Source organism: Bacillus sp. FSL W8-0183 (genome assembly GCF_038006825.1).
GTDB classification, from domain to species: domain Bacteria; phylum Bacillota; class Bacilli; order Bacillales; family Bacillaceae; genus Bacillus; species Bacillus altitudinis.
This window is the reverse complement of record NZ_JBBOVY010000001.1, coordinates 2,006,792-2,022,231: the sequence shown is the minus strand read 5'-3', so window position 1 is coordinate 2,022,231 and position 15,440 is coordinate 2,006,792. Positions and strand designations below refer to the sequence as shown.

14 protein-coding genes are annotated in these 15,440 nt (G+C 43.7%); 11 read left to right on the top strand and 3 right to left on the bottom strand.

Annotated features, from left to right (window positions below; translation table 11 throughout):
• Positions 1 to 25 precede the first annotated feature (25 nt).
• On the bottom strand, positions 26 to 1,159 hold the full coding sequence (locus NSQ64_RS10580) for a CdaR family transcriptional regulator (protein WP_341016400.1): 1,134 nt from the start codon (positions 1,157 to 1,159) through the stop codon (positions 26 to 28).
• 125 nt (positions 1,160 to 1,284) lie between these two features.
• Here NSQ64_RS10580 and NSQ64_RS10575 point away from each other — a divergent pair, with 125 nt between their 5' ends.
• Complete coding sequence (locus tag NSQ64_RS10575; RefSeq protein ID WP_341016399.1) at positions 1,285 to 1,839, top strand: branched-chain amino acid aminotransferase; 555 nt, start codon at positions 1,285 to 1,287, stop codon at positions 1,837 to 1,839.
• A 33-nt stretch (positions 1,840 to 1,872) separates the two neighbouring features.
• Here NSQ64_RS10575 and NSQ64_RS10570 read toward each other — a convergent pair whose 3' ends face one another.
• The gene (locus NSQ64_RS10570; RefSeq protein WP_341016396.1) at positions 1,873 to 2,262 is read right to left on the bottom strand and encodes a tautomerase family protein; all 390 of its coding nucleotides are present in this window, start codon (positions 2,260 to 2,262) and stop codon (positions 1,873 to 1,875) included.
• Between the two features lie 121 nt (positions 2,263 to 2,383).
• Positions 2,384 to 3,136 carry a DeoR/GlpR family DNA-binding transcription regulator gene (locus tag NSQ64_RS10565; protein ID WP_017359514.1) on the bottom strand — a complete coding sequence of 251 codons (753 nt, stop codon included), beginning with the start codon at positions 3,134 to 3,136 and terminating at the stop codon, positions 2,384 to 2,386.
• A 90-nt stretch (positions 3,137 to 3,226) separates the two neighbouring features.
• Here NSQ64_RS10565 and NSQ64_RS10560 point away from each other — a divergent pair, with 90 nt between their 5' ends.
• The 10 genes from NSQ64_RS10560 to NSQ64_RS10515 all read left to right on the top strand — a co-directional run bounded on the left by NSQ64_RS10560 (position 3,227) and on the right by NSQ64_RS10515 (position 15,430).
• On the top strand, positions 3,227 to 4,114 hold the full coding sequence (locus NSQ64_RS10560; RefSeq protein WP_341016394.1) for a tyrosine-protein phosphatase: 888 nt from the start codon (positions 3,227 to 3,229) through the stop codon (positions 4,112 to 4,114).
• Positions 4,115 to 4,138: 24 nt separating this feature from the next.
• Entirely contained in the window at positions 4,139 to 5,674 is a 1,536-nt protein-coding gene (locus tag NSQ64_RS10555; RefSeq protein WP_341016392.1) for a glycoside hydrolase family 10 protein, read from the top strand.
• Between the two features lie 159 nt (positions 5,675 to 5,833).
• Positions 5,834 to 6,976: an acyl-CoA dehydrogenase family protein gene (locus NSQ64_RS10550; RefSeq protein ID WP_268431994.1), complete on the top strand. Its 1,143-nt coding sequence runs from the start codon at positions 5,834 to 5,836 to the stop codon at positions 6,974 to 6,976.
• 42 nt (positions 6,977 to 7,018) lie between these two features.
• On the top strand, positions 7,019 to 8,656 hold the full coding sequence (locus NSQ64_RS10545) for an AMP-binding protein (RefSeq protein WP_341016389.1): 1,638 nt from the start codon (positions 7,019 to 7,021) through the stop codon (positions 8,654 to 8,656).
• Positions 8,657 to 8,664: 8 nt separating this feature from the next.
• Positions 8,665 to 10,014: an acetyl-CoA carboxylase biotin carboxylase subunit gene (locus NSQ64_RS10540; protein ID WP_341016388.1), complete on the top strand. Its 1,350-nt coding sequence runs from the start codon at positions 8,665 to 8,667 to the stop codon at positions 10,012 to 10,014.
• The gene (locus NSQ64_RS10535) at positions 10,011 to 10,226 is read left to right on the top strand and encodes an acetyl-CoA carboxylase biotin carboxyl carrier protein subunit (protein WP_017367387.1); all 216 of its coding nucleotides are present in this window, start codon (positions 10,011 to 10,013) and stop codon (positions 10,224 to 10,226) included. Before NSQ64_RS10540 ends, NSQ64_RS10535 begins: the two co-directional genes overlap by 4 nt.
• A gap of 12 nt (positions 10,227 to 10,238) precedes the next feature.
• A complete protein-coding gene (locus tag NSQ64_RS10530; RefSeq protein ID WP_341016386.1) occupies positions 10,239 to 11,144 on the top strand; it encodes a hydroxymethylglutaryl-CoA lyase in 906 nt (301 codons plus the stop codon).
• Between the two features lie 15 nt (positions 11,145 to 11,159).
• On the top strand, positions 11,160 to 11,939 hold the full coding sequence (locus tag NSQ64_RS10525; RefSeq protein ID WP_341016384.1) for an enoyl-CoA hydratase-related protein: 780 nt from the start codon (positions 11,160 to 11,162) through the stop codon (positions 11,937 to 11,939).
• 18 nt (positions 11,940 to 11,957) lie between these two features.
• Positions 11,958 to 13,481 carry an acyl-CoA carboxylase subunit beta gene (locus NSQ64_RS10520; protein ID WP_268383489.1) on the top strand — a complete coding sequence of 508 codons (1,524 nt, stop codon included), beginning with the start codon at positions 11,958 to 11,960 and terminating at the stop codon, positions 13,479 to 13,481.
• 14 nt (positions 13,482 to 13,495) lie between these two features.
• A complete protein-coding gene (locus NSQ64_RS10515; RefSeq protein ID WP_268383487.1) occupies positions 13,496 to 15,430 on the top strand; it encodes an AMP-binding protein in 1,935 nt (644 codons plus the stop codon).
• Positions 15,431 to 15,440: the final 10 nt, after the last annotated feature.

The window sequence follows — 15,440 nt, the reverse complement described above, 5'->3', positions numbered from 1 at the left end:
AACCGTCACATGACTATAGACGATTCTACAAAATATCAGGCTGTTTTATCGCATTTTTTGTATCATGATCTAAAAGCAGCAAGGCCAAATAAAAAAGCATCGCATCTTGCATGCGCTTTGGATCAAGTGTCGTTAAATCCTGAATCCGTTTTAATCTGTAATGAAGTGTATTAATATGGACATGCATAGCTTCTGCTGTATGTTTCAATGAGTAATCCGAAGCGATGAGTACCCGCAATGTTTTCACTAGTTCAGGATAGGGGAAAAGGGACGCAATCGTTCGATCAAGAAACGCATCTTTTGTTTCCTGACTGATTTCCTCCATAAAAAGTTCAAGCGTCAAATCTTCATCAAACACAATGGGTGTTTCAGCATGCGCCAATTTTAAAGCGCGAAAAGCTTGATGAAAGGACTGCTTCATGACATGAGAAGCTGCTGGTTTTCCTGCCCCCATTAAAATCCTCGATGGTGACAGCGCTGTGAGCGCAGCATGAATATGGAACAAGCGCTTGTGCCATGTATCACGACCATCTGGTGTGGCTTGTAGCATGAGCAAAAAACGTGCATGCCCCCAGCGCACAATGATCTCCTGATTGGTGAGTTGCAATTTGTCCTTCATCAGTTTGTATTGATCCTGCTTCATAAACGATTCGTCTTGACAATCAATGAGAATAGCGACACGCTGCTTGTTGACATCAAAGCCAAGCCGCTGCGCCTTCTCGGTCATACCAACCGCTGTCTCTGGCAGATGAAGCCAGTCGAATACAAATGCTTCAAGCTGCCGTTCATCTGTTTCCGTTTCTTGAAAAAATTCATGCTCTTGAATGAGCAGCTCCGTCATTTTACGTAAAATGTCGCCAAAAGGGCAGACATGCCTTGGATCACCTGTCATTCCAATGACCCCAATGACTTCTTGTTTGAAATAAATAGGCAGATTGATACCGGCTTTGACGCCTTTCATCTGCAGCACATCATCCTTTGTGAGAATTCGTTTCTGCCCTTCTAAGGATGTGACATATGCTCCTTCATGAAATTGACCAATGCGTGCTGGATCTGTTGCAGCAATAATGGTACCGTTTGTTTGTGTGATGATGATTTCTTCCGTCAGTACCTTTTTGACCTCATCTACGATTTTTTCTGCCAGTGTCATTGTGAGCAAAACGGTCCCCTCCGAGATGTTTCTTTTTCCACTATCATACCATCATATGCTCAGGCATATCTTTCTTTTCATGTGTTATGCTAAAATAAAAAACGCATATGAAGTAGATGAAAGGAGATACAGTCATGTCACTGCAAAATCGCTTACAAGATTTATTGAAAGAAGGGCAGGCGCTCACCGACTTCGAATATAACAAAGCCGCAAGTCAAAATTGGCCGCTAGATGGGGCAAAAATGACAGAAGAAGCACGCTTTGCTGATGTTTATATAGAACGTGTAGACAAGGAATCGGAGGAAATGATTCAAACAGAAAATGCTTCCTTTTTAAATACACCTCTTACATACGTAAAAAAACAACAAAAAGAATTCATTTATATCGAGTCGAAGTGGTTTGATGTGGTGAGAGCCGACGGACTTGCCATAGAATGGGATGAAGTATTTCAGACGTATACCGTGTTATTCGGATTGAAGCGTCCTAAAAAAGATACTGGATTACTAAAAGAGATGCTCTCAACATTAAATGGTGCTCAGCTTCAATTTAATGGACAAGACGGGTTATTTGATATCAACATTCCGCTTCTTGAACTAGAAGACATCAAAGAAGATACGCCTTTAATTGGTGTGATCTCAGCAGTGTACCGCTATTTATTCAACTTGCTCATGCAACTTGAAAATGAATGAATCAAAAAACGGCTCACATTCCTGAGCCGTTTTTTAGAGCAATCCTCTTATGAATTGAGCCTCACTCATCCCGAAGCTCCAATCGGCGTCTCCATTTTCCACGATGGAGATCATCACATCCGTCTTGGCAATCCCGCATTCTTTTTCTATACGTTCTGCGATTTGTGCATAAAGCTGTTCCTTTTGCTCTTTCGTCCGCTGTTTACTGACAACACTAATGACAACAAGATCCTTTGTTCTCGGATAACCAAGCCCAGTGTCTTCAATGATCATCTCTTCAGGGCGGTGCTGATGAACAATTTGATAGCGATCTCGTTCAGGTACCCCAAAGGCATCAACCATTGCTTCATGGCAAGTGTCCAGCAGTTTTTTTAATTCCTCTTTTGAACGGCCTTCTATCATGTCAAATCGTAACAACGGCATCAGGTCAACCTCCAAACATGTGTTAAATGTACAATCATAATGTAACCAACACTTCGCCGTTTCACTCTTTTGCGCATAAGAAAAAAGCCAAAACATTGACGCTTGGCTTTTTTGCTCTGGACTAAGGCGTGACAAATTTCACATCATGCTCTTTTCCATATTGAAGGTAATCTTCATTTGGTTGTTCATTCGTCACGACGATGTCTATGTCTTTTAAGTCACAAAACGTGGTCAAGGCATAATGGTCAAACTTACTATCATCGACTAATAAAAAGGTTTTGGCGTTTTTTTCAACAAGCGTTTTTTTAATATCTGTCTCAAGCGGGGAGGAATTCGTCACGCCATGATCAATGGATAAACCCGTTGACGCAATAAATGCTTTATTGACATTGTATGCTTTTAGGCGCTCAACACTTTGATAACCAACGAAAGAATTTGTTTTTCGCTCTAGCATACCGCCGGTTGAAAAGATGGTGAGGTGTTCATAAGGCATAGCCTGTGTAATGAAATCCACGTTATTTGTCACAACGGTAATCCGTTTCTCCTTCAAATAGGGAAGCATCTCCAGTGTCGTTGTACCAGAATCAACAAAAATCATATCACCATGTTCAACAAAAGCGGCGGCAGCCTGTCCGATCAATTGTTTTTTACTCAGCTGACGAGTCTTTCGCTCCTGATACACCACCAATGTTGAGTGATTCACAGCGACGCCGCCGTACACTTTCTTTAGCACGCCGGATTCTACCAATGCTTGTACATCTCGGCGTATGGTGTTTTTTGAGACGCCAAAATGCGTCACAAGCTCATCAAGAGAGGCAGATTCCCGGTCAAATACATACTCTTTTATTTGCTGAATACGTTTTGTTTTTATCATGCTACAACCTCCAATCAATACGAATATGCTGATTCTATTATAACAATAATTCCACGTAAAAGATGTCACTGATCAACATGGGAGAATCGAATGATCTTTTTCTCTTATCTTTTCTCATTTTTCATAAAAGCGTATGATAGAGAAAAGAGGATAGAAAGGATTTTCACTTCTATGAATCAACACAATATACAATTTTCAAAGCTTGCAAATTTTAGAGAAGTAGGGGGACTCCAAACAACGGATCAGATGGTCATCAAACAAGGAATGATTTATCGATCTGCCGATTTATCACGTCTCACGAAGCAAGACATATTGACGTTCTCAACACTTGGAATTCAAACGATTTGTGACCTGCGTACAAGCTCAGAACGAAAATCACACCCGCCAAAGATCATGGAACATGACAAAATTGTTCATATCCCTATGCAGCCTGACAGCATGATGCCTAGCAAATGGACCATGTTTCGTATGCTAATAGCAGAAGGAAAATCTCTATCCTTTACACCGATCATGAAAGAAGTATATCAAAGCATGCTCTATGAGCGAAAAAAAGAGATTCAGCAATTGTTTACATTACTGTCCGATGAAAAAAATTATCCGCTTATGCTTCACTGTACAAGCGGAAAAGACCGTACAGGCTTTTTATCTGCTCTTATTCAATTAGCAGCGGGTGTGCCGGTGCATACCGTTTTAAGTGAATACATGCGTTCCAATGAAGGCGTGAAAATGCTAGTGAAAAGACAAGAACGATTTGTTCGTATGATGAGTTTATATCGGGTGTCAAAAGAACAAATTCAACCCCTGCTTGGTGTGCAGCAAGATTATCTTGAAGATGTACTGAATGAGATGATGGATACATACGGAAATGCAGAGCGGTATTTAGTAGAAGCCTGCGACGTCCCTAAAACTCAGCTGCTTAAAGTAAAAAACATCTTGCTTACACCATCTGCTGGCATTCCATCACAAAACGCAGAATAAACTTAATATGAGGTGATGCAAAACATGCTGAAAAAGATCGGTATGACGGTTCTGACACTAGTTTTCATGGGTGTCTTCTTATTGATTCCGTCTAGCAGTCTAGCTCGTTCGATGCCAAAAGGGAAGCTTGAGAGCACAAGAGAGATGCGTGCAGTGTGGGTCGCATCAGTTTATAACTTAGATTGGCCTTCAAAGAAAGGACTGCCCGCAGATGAGCAGAAACAAGAGTTCATTCAACTGTTAGACGATATCAAAGCGATGAATATGAACGCCGTCATCATGCAAATTAAACCAACAGCAGATGCCTTTTATCCATCAAAATTTGGTCCATGGTCTGAATATTTGACTGGTACACAAGGGAAAGACCCTGGATATGACCCGCTTGAATTTATGATAGAAGAAGCACATAAACGCGGTCTTGAATTTCATGCTTGGTTTAACCCTTATCGAATCACCATGAATCATACCGATCTCAACCGGTTATCAGCCGATCATCCTGCAAAAGCACATCCTGATTGGACCATCGCCTACGGAAATCAGCTGTACTTTAATCCAGGCATTCCTGATGCTCAGGACTTCATTGTTGACGGGATAGAGGAAGTAGTGAAAAACTACGATATTGATGCGGTGCATATGGATGATTATTTTTACCCGAATAAAATCGCTGGTGTGCCATTTCCAGATCAAGAAACGTATGAAACTTACGGGAAGAAGTTCACTCATATAGAAGATTGGCGAAGGGATAATGTGAACGAGCTAGTGAAGCAGATCAATAACACCATTAAGAAAGAAAAACCGTATGTGAAATTTGGTATTAGCCCATTTGGTGTATGGCGCAACATAAAAGATGACCCAACCGGTTCAAACACAACTGCAGGGATGACCAATTATGATGATTTGTATGCTGATACAAGAGAGTGGATACAGCAGCACCATATTGATTATATCACCCCGCAAATTTATTGGAGTATCGGCTTTCAGCCCGCTGCCTATGATGTGCTGACGAAATGGTGGTCAAATGAAGTGAAGGGGCAGCCTGTTCACTTGTACATTGGTCAAGCGACGTATAAAATCAATCAAAACAGTGATCCTGCTTGGTCTGATCCTGAGGAGTATTTTCGCCAGATCGAGCTGAACAGGCAGTCACAGCTCGTACAAGGAAGCATGCATTTTAGTCTGAAAGATATCAATCGGAATCCCTTGAATGTAAAGAAACGATTAATAGAAGAAACCTATAGCAAACCGGCTCTCATACCAGAGATGCCATGGCTTCATCAAAAAGCGCCAAAAAAACCAATCATTCAATCTGTGAAAAAGACAGAGGATGGTGCAGTTTTACAGATACAAAATGATCCGCGCTCTAGTGCATCCTATTATGCAGTCTATCGATTGTCGAATAAAGGGACATACGAATTTGCGCAAACGGTCAGAAAAGAAACAGGTTCCTTCACACAAACGAAAGACATTTTAGCAAATCAAAAGAAGAGCTATACCTATAAAGTGACAGCACTCAATCGCCTTCATCATGAAAGCAAACCTTCTACAAAAACAGTAAAATAACAAAGACAGCATAAATGAGGGGTTTCCTCCATTTATGCTTTTTTGCTTTCTCTATTTTTCTACTATTTTTATTTTAATTTTCTGAATTCAATCAAGCTTGGCATGAAGAAGCTATTTCAATAATAAATATGATAGAAAAGCGCCAAAGGGGGAAGCAAAATGGATTTTGAATTAACGAAAGAGCAGCAAATGATCCGTCAGATGGTCAAAGAATTTGCAAAAACAGAAATTGCACCACACGCTCAAACTGTTGATGAACAGGCAACATTTCCGGTGAACACATTTCAAAAAATGGGGGAGCTCGGTTTTATGGGTATACCCTTTCCAGAGAAATATGGAGGTTCTGGAGGAGATACGATCTCGTATGCACTGGCAGTAGAGGAAATTGGCAAGCAGTGTGCGAGTACAGGTTTAAGTTATGCCGCAGCGGTTTCCTTAGGCGCAAGTCCACTTTATTACTTCGGCACGGAGGAGCAAAAGATGGACCATCTTGTTCCATTAGCCTCTGGAACAGCGCTTGGCTCCTTCGGATTAACAGAACCAAACGCCGGATCAGATGCAAAAGGAACAAAAACAAAAGCCATTAAAGACGGACAAGAATATGTCATCAGTGGGGAAAAGTGCTGGATCACCAATGCCAATTATGCCAGAACAATTATTGTCACCGCTGTGACAGATCATGATGAAAACGGACGGCCAATCATCTCCGCCTTTATTGTGGAGAAAGGGCAAAAGGGACTTTCAATTACAAATCCATATGACAAAATGGGGGTTCGCGGTTCAGATACGGCTGAAATCATTTTAGACGAAGTGCGTGTACCAGCGCATCATATATTGGGAGACAAATCGAAAGGATTCAAGCAATTTTTATATACATTGGACGGCGGACGAATTTCCATTGCAGCCTTATCTGTCGGAATTGCACAAGCTGCACTTGATGCTTCACTTTCCTATGCAAAAGAAAGAAAGCAATTTGGAAAGACGCTCTCATCCTTCCAGGCCATTCAGTTTAAGCTGGCGGATATGGCGATGCAAATAGAGCTTGCAAGACAAATGGTCTGGAAAGCCGCTTGGCTGAAAGATCAAGGCAAACCATTTACAAAAGAAGCGGCCTATGCCAAACTGTTTGCTTCAGAAATGGCTACAAAAGCAAGTCTTGATGCTGTCCAAATTCATGGCGGAACAGGCTATATGAAAGAATGCGGTGTTGAACGGCTTGTGAGAGATGCCAAGCTCATGGAAATCGGAGAAGGAACCTCTGAAATTCAGCGGCTCGTGATCGCAAGACAGTTGTTAGCGTAATACCTTAATGAAAACGCTTACTACACATGAGGGAGGAAAGCAATGATGTCGATTCACCCGCAAACGATTGGCTCCCTATTAAGAGAAAAAAAAGAACAGCATCCAGCACATGAAGCCATTGTTTACCCAGAACGTTCTTTACGTTATTCGTACGAAGCGTTTTATCGAGAGGTCAAGGAAACAGGTAAAGGTCTCATGGCATTAGGGGTTCAAAAGGGAGATCACATCGCCATTATGGCACCAAATATACCTGAATGGCTCATTCTTCAATTTGCCTGCGCCTCCATTGGTGCTGTTCTTGTCACTGTGAATACCAATTTTCAATCACAGGAACTCGCCTATTTACTCAAGCACTCTGACAGCAAAATGTTGTTTATTGTAGACGGCTTTAAAGAAACGTCCTATGTCAACATGCTTGAAGAGCTGATTCCAGAACTTCAAACCGCTCATCAAGAGGAGATCACTTCCACACAATTTCCTTATTTAAAAAGATGTATCTATATCGGTCAGCATCTACCAAACGGCATGCTCAGCTGGGATCGTCTTCAAGTGGCAGCCAAAAGAACCGAAGATCATGAATGGGAGAAGCGAATGAATGAGCTCACGCCTGATGACGTTATTAATATGCAGTACACTTCAGGCACAACCGGCTATCCAAAGGGCGTCATGCTCAGCCACACAAACATCGTCTGTAATGCGAGTCAGATCGCAGATTGTATGAAATTAACAGAGCAGGACCGTATGTGTATCCCAGTACCGTTTTTTCATTGCTTCGGCTCTGTTCTTGGTGTACTTGCTTGTCTCACAAAAGGGGGAACGATCATTCCACTTGAATCATTCCATCCAGAACGAGTCCTTCAAACAGTAGAAAAAGAAAAATGCACCGTTCTTCACGGTGTACCAACCATGTTCATCGCAGAGCTCGATCATCCAAATTTCCACTCTTATGACCTGTCCACATTACGAACGGGGATTATGGCCGGTTCACTCTGCCCATCCCACGTCATGAAAGCAGTCATTGAAAAAATGGGACTGAGAGAGCTCACGATTGCCTATGGTCAAACCGAAAGTTCACCCGTCATTACCCAAACAAGAACCGATGATTCGTTTGAAAGACGCGTTCAAACGGTCGGACGTGCGCTTCCTCAAATTGAAGTCAAAATTGCCTTACCAGGAACGTCAGAAGAAGTGCCAAGAGGACAGCAAGGGGAGCTTTGTACAAGAGGTTACCATGTCATGAAGGGCTATTATAAAAACGAAGAAGCAACAAATGAAGTCATTGATGAGGACGGATGGCTTCATACAGGGGATTTAGCTGAGATGGATCATGACGGTTATGTGAAAATCACAGGCCGGCTCAAAGATATGATCATCAGAGGCGGAGAGAATGTGTACCCAAAAGAGATTGAGGATGTCCTATACACTCACCCTGCCATTCTTGACGCACAGGTCGTTGGTATTCCTGACGAGACATACGGCGAGGAAGCAGCCGCATTCATTCGGCTAAAACAAGGGAAGTCGGTCTCAATTGAGACATTAACGAGCTATTGTCAGTCGCAAATGGCACGCTACAAAATCCCGAAATACTTTTTCATTACAGATGAGTACCCAATGACCGCCTCAGGCAAAATTCAGAAATTCCGCTTGAAAAAGCAGGCGCTTGATCTAATAAAGGAGTGAAAGCAGCGATGTTTGAACAAGTATTGATCGCCAATCGAGGCGAAATTGCCCGTAGAGTGATTCGGACATGTAAACGGCTCGGAATCAAAACCGTTGCCGTTTATTCAGAGGCTGATCAGCATGCACTTCATGTGCAAGAAGCAGACAGCGCCTATTATATCGGCGGCGCTAAAGTTTCTGAAAGCTATTTAAACATGGAAGCGATCATTAAGGTTGCCAAACAAACAAATGCTGATGCTATCCACCCAGGGTATGGTCTTTTATCAGAAAATGCGGCATTTGCTGAGCGCTGCCGGAGCGAAGGCATTGCCTTTATTGGACCATCTGCACAAGTCATTCAGCAGATGGGAAATAAAATTGAAGCGAGAAAAACGATGGAACAAGCGGGCATCCCAATCGTTCCTGGTGTTTCAGCCCCACTCCATGATGCACACGAAGGTGTTCATAAAGCACAGACACTCGGCTATCCCATTATGCTAAAAGCATCGAGTGGTGGCGGCGGGATTGGTATGCAGCTCGTCCGCAACGACGAAGAACTGCATCGAGCGTTTGAAGGAAATCAAAAAAGAGCACAAAGTTTCTTTCAAGACGGTACTTTATACATGGAAAAGGTGATTGAACACGCACGGCACATCGAAATTCAAGTTCTTTTTGATTCGTTCGGTCACGGCGTTCACTTATTTGAAAGAGATTGTTCACTCCAAAGAAGACATCAGAAAATTGTTGAAGAGGCACCAGCCGTCTGTCTTGAAGAAACGGTGAGACAGCAAATGGGACAGATGGCCGTCAAAGCTGCCAAAGCAATTGGGTATGAAAATGCGGGCACGATTGAATGTTTAGTCGATCAAAACAAGCAATTTTATTTCTTAGAAATGAATACGAGATTGCAAGTAGAACACCCTGTCACAGAAGAAATTACCGGGATTGACCTTGTCGAGGAGCAGCTGAAAGTTGCAGCATTAGAGCCCCTGTCCTTCAGCCAGGAGGACATTCATCAAATCGGGCATGCCATTGAAGTTAGAATATACGCTGAAGACCCTGTGACATTTTACCCTTCGCCAGGCACGATCACTCGGCTTTCTACACCTGATGCCCCATATATCCGTCATGAGTCAAGCGTCACGAGCGGAAGTGTCATTACCCCATTTTACGATCCAATGATTGCGAAAATGATTGTGTACGGTGATACTCGAAAACTCGCCATAGAACGATTAAAAGCAGCATTACAAGCATATGAAATAGAAGGGATCAAAACCAATGTACCGCTTTTAAAGGAAATGGCCGAATCAACCGCCTTTTTACATGGCCGCATCACAACCGATTATCTGATGAAAAAAAGGGAGGAAAACCGTTCATGAAAACTGTCACGATACAAATGGCCGGAAACTTATGGAAGCTTCTTGTGAAACAGGGTGATGATGTGCAAAAAGGACAGGAAGTCGCCATCTTAGAATCGATGAAAATGGAGATTCCCATTGTTGCAGAAGAAGCAGGTGTGATCAGTAAAGTGTATAAGGCGGAGGGGGAATTTGTTGACGAGGGAGAGGTACTTTTAGAGCTGACAGAATAGGGGGAAAGCCGCATGGCATTACCAAAAAACGTGCTCATTAGAGAGGTCGGCCCGCGCGATGGGCTACAAAATGAATCCGTTTGGCTGGACACAATGGAGAAGCGAACATGGATCCATTTACTCGAAGAAGCCCATCTTCCTTATATTGAAGTCACCTCATTTGTTCATCCGAAATGGGTTCCAGCCTTAAAAGACGCCAAAGAATTAGCCCAATCATTAAACAAAAAAGAGGATATCACCTATGCCGCACTCATCCCAAATGAAAAAGGATTAGCTCATTTTTTTGAAGCAAACCTTGAGGTAGGGGCTATGTTTATCTCATCGAGTGAGACACATAACAAAAAGAATATGAATCGATCTATACAGGAAACACTGCCTGTGATCAAACAAATGACAGCCGATTTAAAAGCAGAAGGACGGCAAACGCGGGCCTATATTTCTACTGTGTTTGGATGTCCTTATGAAAAACAAGTGCCGATGGACCAAGTGCTGCGATTAACGGAACAGTTGCTGTCCTTCGGGATTGATGAAATATCACTTGGGGATACCATTGGGGAAGCCCATCCGCTGCAAGTAGAAAGACGGTTAGACCTTTTACTTGAACGCTTTCCTGCTGATAAAATCGCACTTCATTTTCATGATACGAAAGGAATGGGGCTTGCCAATATTTATACAGCATTAAAAGCCGGCATCACCATATTTGATGCCTCTAGCGGGGGGCTTGGCGGATGTCCTTATGCACCTGGCTCCAGCGGAAACGTGGCGACAGAAGACGTGGTGCACATGCTTCACAAACTCGGGATCGAAACAAATGTCGACCTCCCTTGCTTGATTAAAGCGGCTGAATGGATTGAAGCAAAAGTGGATCGAACCCTGCCAAGTCACTGTTTACGCGCTTTTCAGTCTCACACTACTTGATAAAGGGTGAATCACATGACTTCATTGATCAATTTTTCAATACAAGATCACATTGGCACCATGACATTAAATAGACCAGCACAAGCCAATGCTCTCTCCGCTGCTATGCTAGAGGAAATCAACCAAACGATTCAAGAAATCAAACATGATGCAAACATCCGCTGTTTGCTCATGACAGGAGCTGGCGCTAAAGTTTTTTGCGCAGGAGCAGACTTAAAAGAACGGCGATTGATGACAGAACAAGAAGCCAAAGAAGCCGTTCTGACCATTCAGCAAACCTTTACAGACATTGAATCTTTGCCTGTTCCTGTCATTGCCGTGATAAACGGACACGCACTTGGCGGAGGTCTTGAGCTCGCGCTCGCCTGTGATCTCCGCATCGCAAGAGCGGGTGCAGCGCTCGGCCTGCCGGAAACAGGACTAGCTATCCTGCCGGGAGCAGGGGGCACACAAAGACTTTCGCGCCTGATCGGACCCGGGAAAGCGAAAGAAATGATCTTCACAGGCACTTCTTTACGAGCAGAAGAAGCCGTTCAAATTGGGCTGATTGAACGTATCTCTACAGCCGATTCACTTATGAATGATGCCATCACACTCGCAAAACAAATCACCAAAAATGCACCGATCGCTTTAAAAGAAGCAAAACAAGCCATTCAATCCAGCCTTGATCACGATTTACAAACAGGTCTGACGAAAGAATACGAAGCTTATCTGCGGCTTATTCATACAGAAGATCGACTAGAAGGTCTCAAGGCTTTTCAAGAAAAACGAACGCCTTATTACAGAGGGAAATAGCAAGAAAGGGGAATGTTTATGATCGAAGAATATAAATTAATAAAACAACGAATTGAAAAGGGCGGGGCAGAACGCTACCATCAAAAAAACAAAGAAAAAGGAAAATTATTTGTCCGTAATCGCCTCCATTTGTTATTAGATGAGGATTCTTTCATTGAAGATGCCATGTTTGCAGAGTGCAAAGATGAACATTTACCAGCAGATGGTGTCGTCACCGGAACCGGGCGTATGAATGGGCAGACTGTTTGTGTCATGGCAAACGACTCTACGGTTAAAGCAGGATCGTGGGGTGTCAAAACAGTAGAAAAAATCATTCGAATTCAAGAAACGGCCGAGAAGCTCAATTGTCCGATGCTGTATTTAGTCGATTCTGCGGGTGCAAGAATCACTGATCAAATCGCAATGTTCCCAGGCAGAAGAGGAGCAGGGCGCATTTTTTATAACCAAGTCAAGCTGTCTGGGCGCATTCCTCAAATTTGTTTACTATTCGGTCCTTCTGCAGCCGGTGGTGCGTATATCCCTGCTTTTTGTGACATTGTCGTCATGGTCGAAGGAAATGCCTCTATGTATTTAGGCTCGCCGCGAATGGCTGAAATGGTGATCGGTGAAAAAGTATCACTTGAGGAAATGGGCGGTGCGAAAATGCATTGCAGCATTTCTGGATGCGGAGATATATTAGCCAAAACAGAGGAAGAGGCTATTCAAATTGCACGTGATTATTTAACCTATATGCCTGCCAACTATACAGAAAAACCAAAAACGACAGCAGCAAAAGCACCTAAACCATCTGAAACCACCATCCAAGACTTAATCCCTAAAGGCCAGAATACCCCATTTGATATGTATCAACTCATCGATTTACTGATTGATGAAGGGTCATTTTTTGAAATCAAAAAGCTGTTTGCCGCAGAGTTAATTACCGGCTTTGGCAGAATGAACGGTCAGCCTGTCGGTCTCATTGCCAATCAGCCAAGGGTCAAAGGCGGCGTATTATTCCACGACTCAGCTGATAAAGCCGCCAAGTTTATTCAGCTCTGTGATGCCTTTCATATCCCGCTGCTCTTTCTTGCGGACATACCAGGATTTATGATTGGAACAAAAGTGGAACAAGCCGGCATTATTCGTCATGGGGCAAAAATGATCTCCGCTATGTCAGAAGCGACCGTTCCGAAAATATCCGTCATCGTCCGTAAAGCATACGGAGCAGGACTATATGCAATGGCAGGCCCTGCTTTTGAGCCAGACTGCTGTCTCGCTCTTCCATCGGCGCAAATCGCTGTGATGGGTCCAGAAGCCGCTGTAAATGCCGTCTATGCAAATAAAATTGCAGAACTCCCGCCCGAAGAGAGGGCTTCATTTATACAAGAGAAACGGAAGGAATACCAGGAAGATATGAATATCTATGAGCTTGCCTCTGAAATGATTGTCGATGGCGTCATCCCATTTGACCGTCTCAGAACGGAACTTTGTCATAGATTAGTAGCCTATTCATCGAAAGACATGACATTTACGAAACGAAAACATCCGGTCTATCCGGTCTAAAGGGGGCAGACCTCATGATCAACCAGAAACCAGAATGGATACCGGAAGAAAAGCAGAGCCAAAAAACACGTTTGCATCAGTGGATGAAATCTCTTGGTTTTTCTACGTATGACTCATTCTATCAAGCCAGTATTGATCGCACAGACTGGTTTTGGAGAGAAGCGGAGAAGGCAGTCGGCATTCAGTGGAAAAAACCATATGAAGCGGCATTAGGTCACCACTCATTGATGTGGCCGAAATGGTATCAGGGCGGCACACTAAACATCACCGAAACGGCTGTGGACAAATGGGCTGAAAAAGAAGAGACGAGGCATCAGCCCGCCATCATTTGGAGCAATGAAGCCGGTGAAGAAAAGAAATGGTCATTTCTCGAACTTCAAGAGAAAGTGAGCCGTCTTGCAGCTGGCTTTTTGAAAGAAGGACTTCAAAAAGGGGATGTAGCCATCATCTATATGCCAATGCTTCCAGAAACGGTCGCCGTCATGCTTGCCTTTGCAAAGATTGGTGTTATTTTCAGCCCAGTCTTCTCAGGCTATGGAAGCGAGCCACTCGCTGTACGCATTCGTGCGTCAGGCGCATCCATTGTCGTCACAGCGAATGAAATGATGCGGCGAGGGAAAACGATCAACATGCGGGAATGTGTGGCGGATGCCATCAACAAAACCACAACTGTGCAAAAAGTGATTGTGCACACTTCCTCTCATACCGGATATCAGGACGATGTCCTGCTGAATGATTTGTTAAAAGAACAGCCGTTCACCGGCGCGACCTATGTCACAAGTGAAGACCCGCTGATGATCTTGTATACGTCAGGCACAACCGGCACACCAAAGGGAGCCGTTCATACACACGCAGGCTTTCCGATAAAGGCAGCTTTTGATGCCGGGCTATGTATGGACGTGGCAAAAGGAGACCGGCTGTTTTGGCTGACTGATATGGGCTGGATGATGGGGCCATTCCTCGTCTTTGGCGGCTTGATCAATGGAGCTACCATCGTTTTATATGACGGCGCTCCCGATTATCCAGATGAGCAGCAGCTCTGGTCATTCATCCACGAGAAGAAAGTCACTCATTTTGGGCTTTCCCCTACTTTTGTTCGTTCTGCGATGCAGCAAACGATTGATGGGGTCGAACTATCGCATGTCAAAGCCATTATTTCTACAGGGGAACCATGGAATGAAGCTCCGTGGCAATGGTTATTTCACACCATTGGTCAAAAGAACATTCCAATCTTAAATTATTCAGGAGGAACCGAGGTTTCTGGTGGCATTGTAGGCAGTACGTTGCTTCGTCCCATCAAACCGATTCTCTTTAATGCGGCGATCTTAGGAATGGCGGCAGATGTATACAATGAAGCTGGGCAAAGCGTGATGAATGAAGTAGGGGAGCTTGTGGTGAAAAAGCCATGGGTCGGCATGACATGTGGTTTTTGGAACGAACCGGAGCGTTATGAAGATACGTATTTCAAACGATTTGATGGTGTATGGACACACGGAGATTGGGTCATGCAAACAGAGGACGGAGAATTCCACATCACCGGCAGATCGGATGATGTCATTAAGACAGCAGGGAAACGCATCGGGCCAGCTGAAATTGAATCCATCCTTACCTGGCATCCTGCCGTGCACGAAGCCGCTGTGATTGGGGTAAAGGATGAGGTGAAAGGGGAGGCGCTCGTCTGTTTCATCGTGACCAGTCCGCATGCTTTTGAAGAAGCAGCCCTTATCCAAGAGCTTTCAGCCCATGTTGGTTCACATGCCGGAAAAGCGCTCACACCAAAAGAAGTTCATCTCATTTCAGCTTTGCCGAAAACAAGGAATGGAAAAATCGTACGACGTTTACTTAAAGGGGCGTATGAAGATCAGCCTTCACCCGATCTATCTTCATTAGACAATCCAGATGTATATAAGAGTCTGACCGAATACTTGAATAAGAAACAGAAAAAATAAAAAAGACAGG

Bases quoted from the DNA above. Each gene is read 5' to 3' on its own strand.
- NSQ64_RS10520 (WP_268383489.1), top strand. From the start codon at position 11,958: ATGATCGAAGAATATAAATTAATAAAACAACGAATTGAAAAGGGCGGG.
- NSQ64_RS10575 (WP_341016399.1), top strand. From the start codon at position 1,285: ATGTCACTGCAAAATCGCTTACAAGATTTATTGAAAGAAGGGCAGGCG.
- NSQ64_RS10540 (WP_341016388.1), top strand. From the start codon at position 8,665: ATGTTTGAACAAGTATTGATCGCCAATCGAGGCGAAATTGCCCGTAGA.
- NSQ64_RS10560 (WP_341016394.1), top strand. From the start codon at position 3,227: ATGATCTTTTTCTCTTATCTTTTCTCATTTTTCATAAAAGCGTATGAT.
- NSQ64_RS10565 (WP_017359514.1), bottom strand. From the start codon at position 3,136: ATGATAAAAACAAAACGTATTCAGCAAATAAAAGAGTATGTATTTGAC.
- NSQ64_RS10515 (WP_268383487.1), top strand. From the start codon at position 13,496: ATGATCAACCAGAAACCAGAATGGATACCGGAAGAAAAGCAGAGCCAA.
- NSQ64_RS10555 (WP_341016392.1), top strand. From the start codon at position 4,139: ATGCTGAAAAAGATCGGTATGACGGTTCTGACACTAGTTTTCATGGGT.
- NSQ64_RS10570 (WP_341016396.1), bottom strand. From the start codon at position 2,262: ATGCCGTTGTTACGATTTGACATGATAGAAGGCCGTTCAAAAGAGGAA.
- NSQ64_RS10530 (WP_341016386.1), top strand. From the start codon at position 10,239: ATGGCATTACCAAAAAACGTGCTCATTAGAGAGGTCGGCCCGCGCGAT.
- NSQ64_RS10535 (WP_017367387.1), top strand. From the start codon at position 10,011: ATGAAAACTGTCACGATACAAATGGCCGGAAACTTATGGAAGCTTCTT.
- NSQ64_RS10525 (WP_341016384.1), top strand. From the start codon at position 11,160: ATGACTTCATTGATCAATTTTTCAATACAAGATCACATTGGCACCATG.
- NSQ64_RS10550 (WP_268431994.1), top strand. From the start codon at position 5,834: ATGGATTTTGAATTAACGAAAGAGCAGCAAATGATCCGTCAGATGGTC.
- NSQ64_RS10545 (WP_341016389.1), top strand. From the start codon at position 7,019: ATGATGTCGATTCACCCGCAAACGATTGGCTCCCTATTAAGAGAAAAA.